The following is a 16551-nucleotide window of genomic DNA, read 5'->3' on the forward strand; positions in this document are numbered from 1 at the left end:
CGACCACACCGATACAGTTGTCCGCGTGAAGAACTACGAGCTGGTCCTGCACCAGGTGGAGGCCGATCTGGCCGCGGGTCGGCTGCGGATCGGCGGGCGGTTGCCCGGGGAGCGCACGCTGGCCGAGCAGCTCGGGATCAGCCGGCCGTCGGTGCGCGAGGCGGTCCGGGTGCTCGAGGCGATGGGGGTGGTGCGGACGGCGACCGGGTCCGGGCCGGAGGCCGGTGCGGTGATCGTGGCGGAGCCGGTGTCGCCGTTGACCGCAGTACTGCGGTTGCATCTGGCAACGAATCACCTGCCGATGGGCGACGTCGTACAGACGCGGCTGCTGCTCGAGTCGTGGTCGGCGCGGGAGGCCGCGGGACGTGACTTGGAGGCGGCTGAGCTGAAGGCGGCGGAGGAGCTGCTGGATCGGATGGACGACACCGGGTTGTCGCCGGAGGAGTTCCATCTGCTCGACGCGGAGTTCCACGTCGCGCTGTCGGGACTGGCCGGGAACGTACTGATCGCGGCGGTGATGGCTTCGTTGCGGTCGGCGATTCACGGGTACGTGCTGGCCGCCGTACCGAATCTGCCGGACTGGGACGCGGTGGCGGTCGGGTTGCGGGCCGAGCATCGCGGGATCCTGGCGGCGGTGCGGGGCGGTGAGCCGGAGCGCGCGGCCTCGTTGGTGACCGCGCATATCCGTGGGTTCTATCAGGCGGCGCAGTTAGCACCGTTCGGCGGAGAGCGCGGTACGGCGGAGGCCGAGGATCACGGTCAGGCCGACGACCAGATGAAGTGAGGCCAGGCCGAGCTTGTCGCCGAGGCCGATGCCATTGGTGAGCGGGCTGCCCAGGGACAGAACGCAGACGATGGTCGCGATGACGGTCCAGGTGTCGCGGCCTCTTGCGGTACGGCGTTCGAGGATGGCGAGGAGGCCCCAGCCGGCGAAGGCGACGACGATCGTGGAGGCCAGGACCGCCGCGGCGCCGATGTGCTGGAGGCCGCCCTGACGTGCGGTCAGGGTGAGGCCTGCGAGTGGGGCCAGGATTGCCCAATCAGCAAGAGCCGCAGCTGCAGCCACCGCGACTACGGCGAGGCGGCTACGGCCGGGAACGCGACGCGGGACCGGAGGTGCGGTTGGGACCGGTGCGGAGATGGTGGGTTCGGGGGTTGGCATTGTGGCTCCCTTGGCGAGGTTGGTGGGAACACACTGCGGGACCCGGGGCGGGAGCGGCATCGGTCCGGTGGCCGGGGTGGGTTCGACTTTGGTCGGTGGTGGAGACGGCGGCGGGCCGCTTAGTCTCGGCGGCATGGAAGAGTTGTGCGCACGGCGGAAAGCCCCTTGGTGGGTGAACGCCGTCGCGGTCGGACTGATCGGAGTGCTCGTAGCCTCAACGATCGTCGGCCGGCTGTCGGATCCGGAGCACCAGAAGTTCCTGGTGCTCGATGTGGTCGTCGGTGTCGTGTCGGTAGCCGTGGTGCCGTTCATGTTCCGCCGGCCGGTGCCCGGCGCGCTCGTACTGGCCGCGCTGGCCGCTCTCTCCCCCGCCGCGACCCCGCCGTCCACCGTCGGCACCCTGAACGTCGCCCTCACGCGCCGCTTCCGCACCGCCGCCCTCGTCGCGCTCGCCGGCACGGTCGGCCACTTGATTCAGGGCCTGTGGCAACCGATCCACGGGTTGCCGTACCTGTGGTTCGCCGTACTGGACGTCGTCGTGCACGCCGCTCTGCTCGGCTGGGGTCAAGGTACGCAGGCACGTCAGCAACTCCTCGCGTCGCTCCGCGAGCGCGCCGAACGCGCCGAGGCCGAGCAGGGCCGCCGGGTCGCCGAAGCGCGCACCCTCGAACGGACCAAGATGGCGCGCGAGATGCATGACGTACTCGCCCATCGGCTGTCCCTGCTCGCAACGTACGCCGGCGCGCTGGAGTACCGCCCTGACTCGTCGCCCGAGCGCCTGGCGAAGGCGGCCGGCGTGATCCGCACCGGCGTACACCAGGCGCTCGACGAGCTGCGCGAGGTGATCAACGTGCTGCGCGACGAGGACGTGTACGAGGGCCGGCCGCAGCCCACCTTCGACGACGTCCGCGCACTGGTGGACGAGTCGCGTGAGGCAGGTACGACGGTCGCGTACGAGGACCACGTCACGGATCCCACCTCGTTGCCCCCGGCAACAGGACGGACGGCGTACCGGGTCGTGCAAGAGGGACTGACCAACGCGCGCAAACACGCCGCCGGGCGACCCGTGACGGTCACGGTGGCCGGACGACCGGGCGAGGGCCTGCGGATCGAGCTGACCAACCCGGCGTCGAACGGGGTCACGGTGACGCCCGGCAGCGGGACCGGCCTGGTCGGCCTGACCGAGCGAGTCCAGCTGGCCGGCGGGACGCTCGACCACGGGCAGGTGCCCGGTGGCGGGTTCCGGCTCGAGGCCTCGCTACCGTGGCCTGCATGAGCGAGCAACCGACGATCCGTGTGCTGGTCGTGGACGACGACGCGCTGGTCCGGGCCAGTCTCGAGATGATGCTCGACGGGTCGAACGGGATCTCGGTGGTCGGCCAGGCCGCCGACGGCGACGAAGTACCGGCCGCCGTCGACGCGCACTTCCCCGACATCGTGCTGATGGACCTGCGGATGCCCCGGGTGGACGGGATCGTCGCGACGCGGCGGCTGCGGGCGCGGACGAATCCGCCCGAGGTCGTCGTCCTCACGACCTTCGACACCGACGAGAACGTGCTGCACGCGCTCCGCGCCGGGGCGAGCGGGTTCCTGCTCAAGGACACCCCGCCGGCCCAGATCGTCGAGGCCGTACGGCGGGTCGCGGCCGGCGATCCGATCCTGTCGCCGGCGATCACCCGCCGGCTGATGGACCGCGCCGCCACCCAGGCTGACGCCCACACGATCGCGCAGGACAAGCTCCAGCGGCTGTCACCCCGCGAGTACGACGTGATGCTGGCGGTCGCGCAGGGCAAGGCGAACGCGCAGATCGGCGCCGAGCTGTTCATGAGCCTCGCCACGGTCAAGGCGCACATCTCCCACATCCTCACCAAGCTGGAGCTCGGCAACCGCACCCAGATCGCCCTCCTCGCCCACGACGCCGGGCTCGCATAAGCTCCAGCGCATGATCAGAGTGCTGCTGGCGGATGATCAGGCGTTGGTACGGGCCGGGTTCCGGTCGTTGCTGAACGCCGAGGACGACATCACCGTGGTCGGTGAGGTCGCGGACGGCGCGGAGGCGGTCACGGTCGCGCGCGCCGAGAAGCCCGACGTCGTACTGATGGACATCCGGATGCCCGGCACCGACGGTCTCGAGGCGACTCGGCAGATCGGGGCGGATCCGGAGCTGGCCGACGTACACGTGGTGATCCTGACGACCTTCGACCTCGACGAGTATGTGTTCGAGGCGCTGCGGGTCGGAGCCAGCGGGTTCCTGGTGAAGGACACCGAGCCGGTCGAGCTGCTTCAGGCCGTCAGGGTGGTCGCTCGCGGCGACGCGCTCCTGTCCCCCGGCGTGACACGGCGGCTGGTGGCCGAGTTCGCGTCCCGCAGCCGGCAACCGCATGCGAGCAAGGAACTCGACGTACTCACCGAACGCGAGAAGGAGATCGTCGCGCTCGTCGGCGAAGGCTTGTCGAACGACGAGATCGCACAGCGTCTCGTCCTCAGCCCGGCCACCGCGAAAACCCACGTCAGCCGGGCCATGATCAAGCTCGGCGTCCGCGACCGCGCACAACTGGTCGTCGTCGCATACCAGACCGGGCTCGTCCGCCCGGGCTGGCTGGGTTGACCTTCCAGCTACTCGAAGCCCGAGGCTGCTCGGATGGAGCACCTCGAGGAGATCACAGCCGCCGTCGCACTGGGCGGAGCCGGCGACCGTGAAGCGGCCCGCACGCAGCTGACCGCACTGTGGGAGAAGGTCGACGACCGGCAGACGCGATGCGCGATCGCGCACTACCTGGCAGACGTCCAGGACGAGACCGAGGACGAACTGACCTGGGACCTCCGCGCCCTGGAGGTGGTCGAGGACCTGCAGTGGCTGCCTTCGTTGCACCTCAACCTCGCCGACGACTACCGCCGGCTGGCTCAGTCGCCGCAGGCTGAGGAGCACTTGCAGCTGGCCCGGCAGCACCTCCACCTGCTGCCCGCCGACGGCTATGGCGAACTGATCCGGTCTGCCGTCGATCACGTCGCCGAAGCCCTCGCCGCCGGAAACACCCAACGCTTGCCGTCCAACCCCAGCACCTGAGTCCTGCATCTCGACAGGACGCGCGACAAGCTCGATCAGCGGATACTTCCTGTCGAGCTGCAGTACTCCGCCGGGGGTAGCCGCGATGACTCCCCCGAGGCGACGCGGTACGGCGGGGTCGGCCGCCAGGCTCTAGGTATGGATGCGCTAGTTGAGATCACTGGACTGACGAAGAGATACGGCGACACCCTCGCGGTCGATGGTGTCGATCTGACAGTGCTGCCGGGCGAGGTGTACGGGTTCCTCGGTCCGAACGGCGCCGGCAAGACGACCACGCTCCGGATCCTCACCGGGCTGATCGCGCCGACGAGTGGCGACGTACGCGTGCTGGGAGGGAAGCCCGGGCAGGCCGACGTACTGGGGCGGACCGGGTCGATGATCGAGTCGCCGGCGTTCTACCCGTACCTGTCCGGGCTGGACAACCTGCGGCTGCTGGCCGAGTACGCCGGGGTGTCGCGGCAGCGGATCGACGAAGTACTCGAGCTGGTCGACCTGGCCGATCGCGCCAAGGACCGGTTCTCGACGTACTCCCTGGGGATGAAGCAACGGCTCGGGGTCGCGGCCGCGCTGTTGAAGGATCCCGAGCTGGTGATCCTCGACGAGCCGACGAACGGGCTCGACCCGGCCGGTATGCGCGACATGCGCCGGCTGATCCGCGAGCTCGGCACCGGCGGGCGGACCGTGCTGCTGTCCAGCCACCTGCTCGGCGAAGTACAGCAGATCTGTGACCGGGTCGGGATCATCAACTCCGGCCGGATGGTTGCCGAGCACAACGTCGAGGAACTGCGCGGCGAACAGGAGCTGGTCGTCCGCGCCGACCCGAAGGACAAGGCGCAAGCGATCCTGACGCGCTTCGGCACAGTGCACCAGTACGACGACACGCTCCGGGTGGCCGTAGATCCGGCTCGGGCCGCCGAGGTGAACAGCGTGCTGGTCGGCGCCGGGATCGCCGTCTCCGAACTGCACATGACCGAACGAGCGCTCGAGGACATCTTCTTCGAGCTCACCACGGAGGAGAAGGCCGATGTTGGGTAGCTACCGGGCGGAGCTGCTCAAGCTCCGCAAACGATCCGCGGTCTGGGTGCTGTTCGGCGCAGGGCTGGTGCTGAGCCTGATCTTCGGCTACTTGCTGCCGTACCTCGCCTACACCACCGGCGACGAGACCCCGGCCACCGACGGCGTACCACGCGCCGAGGTCCTCCGCGGCATGCTCCCCGAACGCGTCATCGACAACACGATCGGCGGCTACCCGATCTTCGCCGGCGCACTGGCGCTCGTCCTCGGCGCGATCGTGATCGGGGGCGAGTACACCTGGGGCACGCTGAAGACCGTCCTCACCCAACGTCCCCGCCGCGGCACGATCCTCGCCGCACAGTTCCTTGCCCTGGGCACCATGATCGCGTTGTGGGTGCTGGGCATCTTCGTCGCCTGCTCACTGTGCAGCATCGGCGTCGCCGCCGCCGAAAGCGGCTCCATGACCTGGCCCAGCATCGGCGCCCTCGCGCAAGGTCTCGCCGGCGGTTGGCTGGTCCTGATGACCTGGTGCCTGGCCGGCGCCGTCCTAGCCGTTGCCTTCCGCAACGTAGCCCTGCCGATCGGCCTAGGCGTCGTCTGGATCCTAGGCATCGAGACCCTCCTGGCCGGAGTCGTCGGCAGTCTCCTACCAGGCCTCAAATGGCTAACCAACACCCTCCCCGGCACCAACGCCGGCTCCCTGGTCTTCTCCGTAACCGGCATGGCCACCACCGACGCCCCACCCGGAGTACGCGACGCAGTAGGCGGCACCCGAGCCCTACTAACCCTCTTCGCGTACTGCGCCACCTTCGCAGCCCTGGCCTACTGGACCACCCGCCGCCGAGACGTCACCTGATGCCGGCGTGGATGAGGGCTAGTTCGCAGAACATGGCGTTGGCCCAGGAGAACCATTCGCGGGTGTATTGGGTGGGGTCGTCGACGTTGAAGCCTTCGTGCATCTGGCCGGTGTCGCCGGTGGTGTCGCGGAGGAGTTCCAGCAGGCGTTGGCGTTCGGCCGACGACGTGCTCGAGATGCCTTGCACGGCGAGCGCGATGTGCCAGATGTAGTGCGGCGGCGTGTGCGGGCTGCCGATGCCGGCCGCATGCGTGCCGCTGTAGTAGTACGGGTTCTCCGGGCTGAGCAACAACGTCCGCGTCGCGAGGTACGTCGGATCGTCCGCGGCGGCGTACCCGGTGAGCGGGATCGACAGCAGGCTGGGCATGTTCGCGTCGTCCATCAGCAACGACTCCCCCAAGCCGTCCACCTCGTACGCATACACCCGCCCGTGCACGGGATGATCCACAACCCCGTGCGAAGCGATGCCCTCGTCGATTTCCGCCTTCAGACCCTTCGCGCGATCGGCCAGCTCGGCGTCCCGCAGTACTTCGGTCGCGATCTCCTCGAGATAGCCCAGCACGACCGACGCGAACATGTTGCCCGGCACGTTGAAGCCCAGCTCGGTCGCGTCGTCGCTCGGCCGGAAGGCGCTCCACGACATCCCGGTCGGTCGGGTCAGCCGCCCGCGCCCGTCGCGTACCAGCGTGTCCGACGGCCGGTCGTCGAGCCGCTGGAACCGGTACGGCGACCTCTCCTCGTGGTCCTGCTCGACCGTCCACAACTCGACGATCGCCTCGGCGGCCGCGCGGAACCGCGAGTCGATGACGTCCGCGCGACCGGTGATCCGCCACAGCCGATAGGCGAGCTCCAGCGGGAAACACAGCGAGTCGATCTCGTACTTGCGCTCCCAGACCCACGGCGACATGTCCGTCTCGTCGGTCACATGCCCCGCCCCGTTGGCCGACTTGTTGAAGGCGTTCGCATACGGATCGAGTACGACGTACTCGAGCTGCCGGTGCAGTACGCCGATCAGCGTGTCCTGCAGCCCCGGATCCTCGTTGCACAACAGCAGGTACGGGCGCATCTGAGCCGCGGAATCCCGCAACCACATCGCCGGGATATCGCCGGTGAGCACGAACGTCGTCCCGTCCGGCAACTGCTCGGCGACCGCGGGCAGGTTGCCGGCCATCGAGCGCCGGAACATCTCCGCGATCACCTCGTCGCCGGTCGCCTGCTGAACAGCAGCAACGGCTCGGGCGAGGACCTCGGGGTCGATCATCAAATCACCTTTCAACGACACCAGGGACATCAGTGCTGCTTTGCAACGACAGGGAGGGATTCGGCGAGAAAGTCTGGTCGAGAACGAGGCTGGCGGCGCCGATCGCTCCCACGTCCGGGCCGAGCGCCGTACCGGCAACCTCGAACGGATGTACTGCGCGCACCAGGAAGCGGCCGTCGAGCGCATCGCGCACCGCGTCGCCGAGCACGGGCGCGAGGTGCTCCCAGTGCGGACCGCCGAAGACGACCCGCTCCAGGTCGAGCAGATTGGCGATGTCCTCGACGACCTTCGCGATCCGCCCGGCGAGAGCGACGACGATCTCCCGAGCAACACCCGGACCGTCGGCAGCCAACGCACACAGCCGCGCGAACGCCGCGTCGACCGCGGGCCGATCATCGATGCCTTGGGCAAGTACCCCGGCCTCGACCGCCTGCTGCACGAGGTACCGCGGCTGACTGCTCTCGCCCACGCACCCGCGCCGCCCGCAGTAACAGACCGGACCGTCGGGATCGACGATCACATGGCCGATCTCGCCGACGTTGCTGGACGAGCCCCGGACGATCTCGTCACCGATCACCAGCCCCGCGCCGACACCGGTGCCGAGATAGAAGAACAGGAAACTGCCGCCGTGCCCGGCCCACTTCTCCGCCGACGCGGCCGCGGTCACGTCCTTGTCCAGCAGGATCGGCAGACCGGTCCGCTCGCGCAGTTCGTCGCGCAGCGGGACCAGGTGCCAGGCCGACAGGTTCGGCGGATCGACGACCACACCGCGTTCGACATCGATCGGACCGGGCGCCGCGATGCCGACGCCGGTGACCCGGTCGCGCAGTGCACCGGACTCGGCGATCACGTCCTCGATCGTCTTGGCGATGCCGTCGATGAGTACGCCGGGATCGTCGGCGTACTGGTCGACGGGCCGCCGCGCGATCACCTCGCCGGTGAGATCGAGCAGTACGACGGTCACCACGGACGGATCGAGGTGCACGCCGACGGCGTACTGGCCGGTGGGCTCGAGCTCGAGCAGCGTCCGCGGTTTACCCAGGCCCGCGCCGCGCAGCCGGCCGGCCTCGCGCACGAGCCCGGCGTCGAGCAGACGGCGGGCGATGTTCGAGATGGCCTGGCCGGACAGCCCGGTTGCTTCGGCGAGTTCGACCCGGCTGAGCTGCTCGCTGCGGCGGATCGCGTCGAGTACGACGGCGTCGTTGAAGCCGCCGACCCGATCGAGATTCGTGCCCCGCCGTACCGTCACAAGAGCCCCCAGGTCAGTTCGCGGTCGGGTCCGCACCCCACGGACGCGACCAGTCGTAGTGGAGGGCCTCGTCACCTGCCCGCCAGGCGTTCGGCGTGGTGTTCACGAGCCAATCCGTCGGCTCGACCCCGGCCGCCGCACCACCACTGAGCGCCAAATGTATACCGTTCCGCAACGCCTGGTCGGACCGCTCCGTCCGGGCTGCTGGATCGATCGACAAGAACAGCGCCGTACCGGATCGAGCGACCAGGTCGAGGAAGCGCTCGTTGAGCTCCCACGGCGTCTGCGGCGTGCACGGAACGCAATCCGCGTCGACGGTGAAGAACCGGTTGTGCTGCGGGAGCCGGAACGCGAGCGTGTTGACGCCCATCTTCCGGGTCCGCTCCCAGTCCCGCCCGGACGTGTCGTCTCCGGTCCGCTGTACGTCGACGAGCCCGGCAGCCAGGTGGCCGACGGTGTTGCAGCCGATCAGTACGACATCGGAAGCCGCGGCCCGGATCTCGCGGTAGAACGCGAGGACGATCTCGGCCGTCGTCCGCGAGGTGTCGTGCAGCTGCCAGCCGCCGCGGGTCAGCCGCGAACCCATCGCCGGCCCGAACGCGCCGAACACGTCGTACGTGCTGAAGTCGTGCTTCACGAGTTCGAAGCCCCAGGACCGGAACCGCTCGAGGTCGGCCCGGATGCCGTCCACGACCTCGGGGTACGACGGATCGAGCGCGCGACCGGGCTTGTCGTGCGGACCCTTCGACGCGAACGAACCGGGCTCGCGGACGAGCAGCGGCCGGAACCACAGCCCCGGGCGCGCGCCGATCGCCTTGATCGCGGCCGCCGTACCGGCCATGTCGTCGAAGACGCCCGGCGTACCGCGGTCCCAGGGGCCGCCGGAGCAGACACCGCCCGGGTACCAGCCGTCGTCGACGACGCTGAACGGCTTGACCGGATGACCGTCTGCGAGTTCGACGATCGTGGTCGCGTCCTGGAGGACCGCCTTCTCGTCGAAGTTCTCGCCGTACGCGTAGTACCAGTTGTTGGCCCCGACCACCGGCGCGGGCTCAGGTCGCGCCGGTAGTCGGGTGCTCATGGTGGCGACCGCTGCGTTCAGGGTCTGCCAAGGGGTGCCGCTCTCCTTGAATAGTCGCACGGTCGCCGCAGTCAGCGTCCGGCCCCTCAAGTGTGCCGGACCGCCGCCGTTGCGCAGGTCAAGCCAGAGCGTGAAACCGTCCGCGTCGACCGTCCAGGAACAGAACGCATTCGGCTGCACGTCCACGCCTGCCCCGGTCGTGCTTCCGGTCTGCGGGTCGTGCACGAGGAAGTACCACGGCAGCAGACGCTCGGGCTGGACGTGGCGCCACTGCAGGTCGCCGTACGAACGCTCCCAGGCGTCGCCGAGGATCAGCGCATCCGCCGGGAGCTTCGAGGTCCAGCGCAGCGCGACGCGGGAGATCGCGGTCGCGGTGACCTCGACGGACCCGTCGTTCCAGCTGACCTCGGCGCCGGCCGCGGACCAGGTCGTCCCCGATCTGACCGCGGTGGCCAACCCGTCCGAGAGATCCGCCTGGACGAATACAGCAGTCGGTTCTCTCACCTGGCTCCCTCGGGGCGGATTACTTTCCCCACAGACTTTAGTTAGTGCTTCTCGCGCCGGTCAAGGCGGCTACCGCCGTGACGAGACGGTCGACATCCGACTGGTCCGTGTACGGCGCGAGGCCGGCGCGGACCGCTCCGGCCGGACCGAGTCCGAGGACGCGAGCAGGCTCGTACGCGTAGAACGAGCCTGCCGGTGCGTTCACGCCCGCCTTCGCGAGATGCTCCGCGACGGCGGCCGGGCTGTGGCCCTCGAGGTTGAAGAGCAGAGTCGGCGTCCGGCTGGTCGCGTGACCGTACAGCGTGATGCCGGGGATCGCGGCGAGGCGGGACTCCAGGTCGTCCCGGAGGTTGTCCTCGTGCTCCTCGACCAGCTCGAGTGAGCTGACAAGTCGCTCGCGACGGGTGGCGCCGGTCCCGCCGAGACCGGCCAGGAAGTCGACGGCCGCTGTCGTGCCGGCCAGCAGTTCGTACGGCAGCGTGCCGAACTCGAAGCGCTCCGGTACGACGTTCGACGACGGCATCAGCTTGTCCGGCTTGAGCGTCTCGAGCAGCTCCGGCGCCGCAGTCAGCGTGCCGAGGTGAGGCCCGAAGAACTTGTACGGCGAGCACACGTAGAAGTCGGCGTACGCCGCATCGACCGGCACGTGCGCGGTCAGATGCACGCCGTCGACGTAGATGAGCGCCCCGGCCTCGTGGACCTGGTCGGCCATCCGCCGGGTGTCGGGCCGCGTGCCGAGGAGGTTCGACGCGCCGGTGACCGCGACCAGGCGGGTGCGGTCGGTCAGGAGCGGCGCGACGTCGTCGAGCTCGGACGTCTCGGGGTCGAAACCGAGCCACCTGATGGTCGCGCCGGCAGCCTCGGCGGCCTGCACCCACGGGCGGACGTTCGCGTCGTGGTCGAGACGCGTGACAATCACCTCGTCGCCCTCGGACCAGGTCTTGGCGAGCGTGCGCGAGAAGTCGTACGTCAGCTGGGTCATGCTGCGGCCGAAGACGATGCCCTGCGCGGTCGTCCCGAGCAGATCGGCCATCGCCTCGCGGGCGCCGACGACGATCTCGTCGGCGCGACGCTCGGCGGGCGTCAGTTGCCCGCGGTTCGCGAGCGCCGAGACCATCGTCCGCGCCACCGCGTCGGCGACGGCCTGCGGCGTCTGCGAGCCGCCCGGACCGTCGAAGTGCGCCGCTCCCTCGTCGAGCGCGGGGAACTGCTTCCGGACCGCCACCACCTCGAAGGCACACATGAGCGTCATCCTCGCTCACTCCTGACATCCACCGCTACCGCGTGCCCGAATGCGGATAAAAATCTCCGGAATGTCGGTGCGGTAGTGCAGGATGTCAGGAGTGAGTACCGTTACGACTCCTGACAAGGCCCCGGTGCGGGCCTGGCTCCCGGTGATGCTGGCGCTGGCCGCGATCTGGGGCTGCAGCTTCTTGTTCATCTCGGTCGGCGTGCGGGAGCTGCCGCCGCTCTACCTGGCGCTCGGGCGGGTGATCGCGGGGTCCGTCGTACTGCTCGCGATCCTGGTCGTGAAGCGCGAGCCGCTGCCGCGCGATCCGCGGTTGTGGGCGCACTCGTTCGTCGCCGGTGCGATCGGCTCGGCGATCCCGTGGACCCTGTTCGGGTACGGCGAGGAGCGGATCCCGTCCCTGCTGGCCGGCATCTGGAACGGGATCACCCCGCTGATCGTGCTGCCGATCGCCGTGCTGATCTTCCGGACCGAGGTGTTCTCGGTGCAGCGCGGTGTCGGGCTGCTGATCGGGTTCACCGGGATGCTCGTCGTCCTCGGCGCGTGGCGGGTCGACAGCGGAGCGGATCTGATCGGGCAGGGGCTGTGCATGCTCGCGGCGGTGTTCTACGGGCTCGCGATCCCTTACCAGAAGAAGTTCCTGGCGGGCACGACGCTGTCCGGCACCGCGCTGTCGGCGGCTTTGTTGCTGTGCGCAACTGTTCAGCTGGCGATCGTCGCGCCGATCGTGACCCGGCAGGCGCCGCCCGCGCCGTGGTCGCTGTCGATCGAGGTGGTGCTGAGCGTGGTCGCACTCGGTGCGCTCGGCAGCGGGCTCGCCTTCGTGCTGAACATGCGCAACATCCGGCTGATCGGCGCGAGCCGCTCGTCGATGGTCACGTACCTGATGCCGGTCTTCTCGATCATCGTCGGCGTGATCGTCCTGCACGAACACATCACCTGGTACCAGCCGGTCGGCGGGCTCGTCGTCCTGCTCGGCGTCGCCGTCTCCCAAGGCGTGCTGGGTGTGCGCCGCAAGCCGGTCGTCGCGGTCGAGGCGCCGGTGACTACCTGACGGCGCCGGTCAGCGGCGGCGGAGGTTCGGGACCGCGGCGACGGCGACTGCCGCGAGGGCGAGGAGGGTGCCGGCGACGACCGGGGTTGTGACCGGCTTGTCGGCGACGGGGACGAAGATGTCGATGAACAGGCTCGCGATGAGCTGGCCGGCGATGGTGCCGAGGCCGAGCACGAAGACGCCGACGACCCGGACCACGGCGGCCGCGGCGCTGATGAAGATCACGCCGCACGCGCCGCCGAAGTACAACCAGGGTTCGCTCGGCAGATGCCGTGGTGCGCCGCGCAGTGCGAGGTCGACCAGGAACACCAGCAGCAGCGCGGCGAATCCGACCAGGAAGTTGACGACCCCGGCGGCGACGGCGCCGTACGCATCAGTCGAAGCGGTCCGCGCGACCCGGCCGTTGATGGCCTGCTGTACGGCGGTGCCGACGCCGCCGAGCGCGGGAAGTACAGCCAGCAACAGGCCGTCGGGGTGACTCAGCTGCTCCGATACCGCCAGGCCGACCGCAACCAGAGCCACCATCGCACCGACGATCCGGATCGCGGTGAGCGGCTGCGGGCCGGCCGGTCCGAAGCCGAGACGATCGACGACCAGGCTGCTGATCGCCTGCCCCGCGACACCGGCCACGAGGAAGACCGCGACGCCGATGATCGAGACGGTGATCGACTGGGTCGCGACGAGGAACGCACCCGCGAGCCCACCGAGGCATTGCCACCAGCGCAGACCGCCGTACCCGCGCATCGGGGTCCTGATCGTGCGCCAGACGTTGCCGAGTCCGCGCCGTACCGGCGGCACCACGGCGGTCGCGACCAGCAGGATCAGCAACCCGGTGCCGAACGAGATCAGCGCCGCCGGGATCCCGTCGCCGAGGATGCCGCCGAGCTCGCCGTTCAACCGCGACTGCACCGCGACCAGCATGCCGATCCCGAACGCCGAGACGAGGCCGACGAGATGGTGCTGCCGGGTCGAAACGGCGGGAGGCGTGGCGGTCGTTGTCACCTCACCATCATGACCGTCCGGCCTGTAGCTGCTGACAGCAGGTCCGGATTATGACCGCCGGATGAGCGCCAGATACATCGCGTCGGTGCCGTGCAGATGCGGCCAGAGCTGGATGTCCGGCCCGTCCCCCAGATCCGGTACGCCGGGGAACAGTGCCCGTGCGTCTTCGAGCGAGGCATCGGAGCGACGGCCCAGTACGGCGTCGACGACCGCCCTGGTCTCGTCGGGATGAGGCGAGCAGGTCACGTACGCGACCACGCCGCCCGGACGGACCGAGGTGATCGCCGACTCGAGCAGCGCCTCCTGGAGCGGACGCAGTTCGACGACGTCTTCCGGCGTACGCCGCCAGCGGGCTTCGGGGCGCCGCCTGAGCGCGCCGAGCCCACTGCACGGGACGTCGGCCAGCACTCGATCGAACGAACCGGCCGGCCAGGTCGGCTTGGTGCCGTCGCCCACGAGAACCTTGTGGTCGCCAGGGATCGCACGCAGGTTGGAGCGAACCAGCTCGGCCCGGTGCTTGAGCGGCTCGACCGCGGTCAGCTGGCCGTCGGGCACAAGCGACGCGAGCAACGCCGACTTCCCACCCGGTCCCGCACACAGGTCGAGCCAGTTCGCGTCGTCCCCGTCAACCTTCGCGGACGCCAACGCAATCGCAACCAGCTGCGAACCCTCGTCCTGCACACCGGCCCGCCCACTCGCCACGGCGTCGATCCGCCCCGGATCCCCACCGCCCTCCAGGACAGCCGCGTACGGCGACCACCGTCCAGGGGCCGCGCCAGCCGCGACCAGCTCCTCCACCTCAGCCACCCCGGGCCGGGCAACAAGCGTCACGCGCGGAGGCTCGTTGTCAGCGATAAGCAAGCGCTCAAGCTCGACGGCCTCATCACCTGGAGGTGCGGCGCCCGGTCCGTCTGACAGGGCGCGCTCGAAGGCCGCCACGACCCAGGGCGGGTGGGCCTCGGCGATCGCCAGGAAGCCGAGGGAATCGTCCCGCGGGGCGACGGTGTCGATCCACTGGTCGAGCGAGCGCTGGCTGATCTTGCGCAGGACGGCGTTGACCAAGCCGGTGCGTTTCTGGCCGAGCTCGGAGCGGGTCAGGGTGACCATCTCGTTGACCGCGGCGTACGAGTCGACCCGCATGTTCAGCAGCTGGTGCGTGCCGAGGCGGAGCAGGTCGAGGAGCTCAGGATCGAGGTCGGCCAGCGGGCGGGAGACGCTGCGCGCGAGGAAGGCGTCGTACGTGCCCTGCCAGCGCAGTGTTCCGTGGACGAGCTCGGTGCAGAACGCGGCGTCGCGGCCGGACAGGCGTGCATCGCGGAGGGCCTTGTTCAGGGCGAGGTTGGCGTACGCGCCCTCGGCGGTCACCTGCCGGATGACCTGGTACGCGACCCGCCGGACCCGATCCGGCCGGACCTGCGGCGCACGGTTGCGCGGAGACCGATCGCTCACTACCCCAGCACGTCCTGATCGGTGAGGCGAATACCGCGCGCCCAGTCGGCCGCGGCCATCGGCTTCTTGCCCTGCGGCTGGACCGTGACCAGCTCGACCGCGCGGCTCCCGGTGCCGACCGTCACGCTCGACTTCGTGGCCCGCAGTTCGCCGGGCTTCAGCTCGTCGTCGGTCAGCCGTACGGCGAGCACCTTCAGCCGCTCGCCCCGGAACGTCGTCCACGCCCCCGGCGCCGGGTTGCACCCGCGGACCAGCCGATCCACCCGCTGCGCCGGGGCGTTCAGATCCAGCTCGGCGTCCTCGACCGTGATCTTCGGCGCGAGCGTCACGCCGTCGGCCGGCTGCTCCCGAGCCTCGAGTACGCCGGCCTCGATGCCGTCCAGCGTGTCGACGAGGAGCTTCGACCCCGACACAGCCAGCCGGTGCAACAGGTCGCCGGACGTGTCCGACGGGCCGATCGGCTCGGTCAGTACGCCGTACACCGGACCCGCGTCGAGCGCCTTCACGATCCGGAACGTGCTCGCGCCGGTGACGTCGTCGCCCGCGATGATCGAGTGCTGCACCGGCGCGGCCCCACGCCACGCGGGCAGCACCGAGAAGTGCAGGTTGATCCAGCCGTGCTCCGGGATGTCGAGCGCGGCCTGCGGCAGCAGACCGCCGTACGCGACGACCGGGCAGCAGTCCGGCGCGATCTCCCGCATCCGCGCCAGGAACTCCGGATCGCTCGGCTTCACCGGCTTCAGGATCTCGATCCCGCCCAGCTCTTCGGCGTACTGCGCGACCGGCGACGCGACGAGCTTCCGCCCGCGACCGGCCGGCGCATCCGGCCGGGTGACGACGCCGACCAGCTCATGACGACTGGCAACGATCGCCTCGAGCGCGGTGACGGCTGGTTCCGGCGTACCGGCAAAGACGACTCTCACAGGCCGAATCCGTTCGTGGGGTGGGGCGAGACCTTGAGCTGGGGTGGGCCGCCCAGGCCCGACCAGTCGGCTTCGCGGATCGCCTTCATCGCCTGCTTGCGGGTCTCCCGGTCGAGGCGGTCGACGAACAGGATGCCGTCCAGGTGGTCGGTCTCGTGCTGGATGCAGCGGGCGAGCAGGTCCGAGCCCTCGATCACCACCGGGTCGCCGTACATGTTGAAGCCCTTGGCGATCAGCGACTGGGCGCGGCGGCAGTCGAAGGTCAGGCCGGGGATCGACAGGCAGCCCTCGGGGCCGAACTGCTCATCGGTCGAGAGCGACAGTTCGGGGTTGATCAGGTGCCCGAGCTCGCCCTCGACGTGGTAGGTGAACACCCGCAGCCCGACGCCGATCTGCGGCGCGGCCAGGCCGGATCCGGGCGCGTCCTGCATGGTGTCGGTGAGGTCCGCGACCAGGCGGCGCAGCTCGGCGTCGAAGTCGACGACCGGCTCGGCCTTGGTGATCAGCACGGGGTCGCCGAACAGGCGGATGGGTTGGACCGACACAGACTCTCCACACGGGTTCCACGAGGCAGGACTGCGCAAGTCTAGTTGGCTCGTGGAGCGGATTCAGGACGGGAGGCCCCTCCCGTTTGTTGCCACAAGCACGTACTGTGGTCCCAGGCGTACCCTCAGTCACTG

Annotated in this window: 17 protein-coding genes; 8 read left to right on the plus strand and 9 right to left on the minus strand. The window is 69.6% G+C overall.

What is annotated here, in order from left to right; translation table 11 throughout:
* Positions 1-25: 25 nt before the first annotated feature.
* On the plus strand, positions 26-784 hold the full coding sequence (locus tag ABT313_RS37810; protein WP_350864238.1) for a FadR/GntR family transcriptional regulator: 759 nt from the start codon (positions 26-28) through the stop codon (positions 782-784).
* On the opposite strand, the gene ABT313_RS37815 is transcribed toward ABT313_RS37810, so the two are convergent.
* Positions 710-1162, minus strand: a complete 453-nt coding sequence (locus ABT313_RS37815; protein WP_350864241.1) for a DUF6069 family protein — start codon at positions 1160-1162, stop codon at positions 710-712. The two genes, ABT313_RS37810 and ABT313_RS37815, sit on opposite strands and share 75 nt — an antisense overlap.
* A 133-nt stretch (positions 1163-1295) precedes the next feature.
* On the opposite strand from ABT313_RS37815, the gene ABT313_RS37820 reads away from it, so the two are divergent.
* The 6 genes from ABT313_RS37820 (at position 1296) to ABT313_RS37845 (ending at position 6099) form a co-directional block, all read left to right on the plus strand.
* On the plus strand, positions 1296-2438 hold the full coding sequence (locus ABT313_RS37820; protein ID WP_350864243.1) for a sensor histidine kinase: 1143 nt from the start codon (positions 1296-1298) through the stop codon (positions 2436-2438).
* Positions 2435-3094 carry a response regulator gene (locus ABT313_RS37825; protein ID WP_350864246.1) on the plus strand — a complete coding sequence of 220 codons (660 nt, stop codon included), beginning with the start codon at positions 2435-2437 and terminating at the stop codon, positions 3092-3094. Before ABT313_RS37820 ends, ABT313_RS37825 begins: the two co-directional genes overlap by 4 nt.
* Positions 3095-3104: 10 nt before the next feature.
* Positions 3105-3770: a response regulator gene (locus ABT313_RS37830; RefSeq protein ID WP_350864249.1), complete on the plus strand. Its 666-nt coding sequence runs from the start codon at positions 3105-3107 to the stop codon at positions 3768-3770.
* A gap of 33 nt (positions 3771-3803) precedes the next feature.
* Positions 3804-4229, plus strand: a complete 426-nt coding sequence (locus tag ABT313_RS37835; RefSeq protein ID WP_350864252.1) for a hypothetical protein — start codon at positions 3804-3806, stop codon at positions 4227-4229.
* Positions 4230-4367: 138 nt separating this feature from the next.
* On the plus strand, positions 4368-5264 hold the full coding sequence (locus ABT313_RS37840; protein ID WP_350864254.1) for an ABC transporter ATP-binding protein: 897 nt from the start codon (positions 4368-4370) through the stop codon (positions 5262-5264).
* Complete coding sequence (locus tag ABT313_RS37845; RefSeq protein WP_350864257.1) at positions 5254-6099, plus strand: ABC transporter permease; 846 nt, start codon at positions 5254-5256, stop codon at positions 6097-6099. Before ABT313_RS37840 ends, ABT313_RS37845 begins: the two co-directional genes overlap by 11 nt.
* Here the strand turns inward: ABT313_RS37845 and ABT313_RS37850 are convergent.
* Genes ABT313_RS37850 through ABT313_RS37865 form a run of 4 tightly spaced genes read right to left on the minus strand, consistent with a single transcriptional unit; the run spans position 6092 to position 11437 of the window.
* A complete protein-coding gene (locus ABT313_RS37850; protein WP_350864260.1) occupies positions 6092-7360 on the minus strand; it encodes a glycoside hydrolase family 125 protein in 1269 nt (422 codons plus the stop codon). The genes ABT313_RS37845 and ABT313_RS37850 overlap by 8 nt on opposite strands.
* 4 nt (positions 7361-7364) lie before the next feature.
* Positions 7365-8609 (minus strand): ROK family transcriptional regulator, encoded by a 1245-nt coding sequence (locus ABT313_RS37855; protein ID WP_350864263.1) that lies wholly within the window; start codon positions 8607-8609, stop codon positions 7365-7367.
* 13 nt (positions 8610-8622) lie between these two features.
* Complete coding sequence (locus ABT313_RS37860; RefSeq protein WP_350864266.1) at positions 8623-10194, minus strand: alpha-amylase family protein; 1572 nt, start codon at positions 10192-10194, stop codon at positions 8623-8625.
* 37 nt (positions 10195-10231) lie between these two features.
* Complete coding sequence (locus tag ABT313_RS37865) at positions 10232-11437, minus strand: cysteine desulfurase-like protein (protein ID WP_350864269.1); 1206 nt, start codon at positions 11435-11437, stop codon at positions 10232-10234.
* 100 nt (positions 11438-11537) lie between these two features.
* Here ABT313_RS37865 and ABT313_RS37870 point away from each other — a divergent pair, with 100 nt between their 5' ends.
* The gene (locus tag ABT313_RS37870; RefSeq protein ID WP_350864272.1) at positions 11538-12497 is read left to right on the plus strand and encodes a DMT family transporter; all 960 of its coding nucleotides are present in this window, start codon (positions 11538-11540) and stop codon (positions 12495-12497) included.
* Between the two features lie 9 nt (positions 12498-12506).
* On the opposite strand, the gene ABT313_RS37875 is transcribed toward ABT313_RS37870, so the two are convergent.
* From ABT313_RS37875 to def, 4 genes are read right to left on the minus strand one after another with little or no spacing between them, the layout of a single operon-like run.
* The gene (locus ABT313_RS37875) at positions 12507-13499 is read right to left on the minus strand and encodes a DMT family transporter (RefSeq protein ID WP_350864275.1); all 993 of its coding nucleotides are present in this window, start codon (positions 13497-13499) and stop codon (positions 12507-12509) included.
* A 48-nt stretch (positions 13500-13547) separates the two neighbouring features.
* Entirely contained in the window at positions 13548-14948 is a 1401-nt protein-coding gene (locus tag ABT313_RS37880) for an RsmB/NOP family class I SAM-dependent RNA methyltransferase (RefSeq protein ID WP_350864278.1), read from the minus strand.
* The gene (gene fmt, locus ABT313_RS37885; protein WP_350864281.1) at positions 14948-15871 is read right to left on the minus strand and encodes a methionyl-tRNA formyltransferase; all 924 of its coding nucleotides are present in this window, start codon (positions 15869-15871) and stop codon (positions 14948-14950) included. Before fmt ends, ABT313_RS37880 begins: the two co-directional genes overlap by 1 nt.
* A complete protein-coding gene (gene def / locus ABT313_RS37890; RefSeq protein ID WP_350864283.1) occupies positions 15868-16416 on the minus strand; it encodes a peptide deformylase in 549 nt (182 codons plus the stop codon). The genes fmt and def overlap by 4 nt, the downstream gene beginning before the upstream one ends.
* Between the last annotated feature and the right edge of the window lie 135 nt (positions 16417-16551).

Origin of the sequence: Kribbella sp. NPDC000426 (assembly GCF_040300265.1) — a bacterium.
In the GTDB taxonomy this organism is placed as follows: Bacteria; Actinomycetota; Actinomycetes; order Propionibacteriales; family Kribbellaceae; genus Kribbella.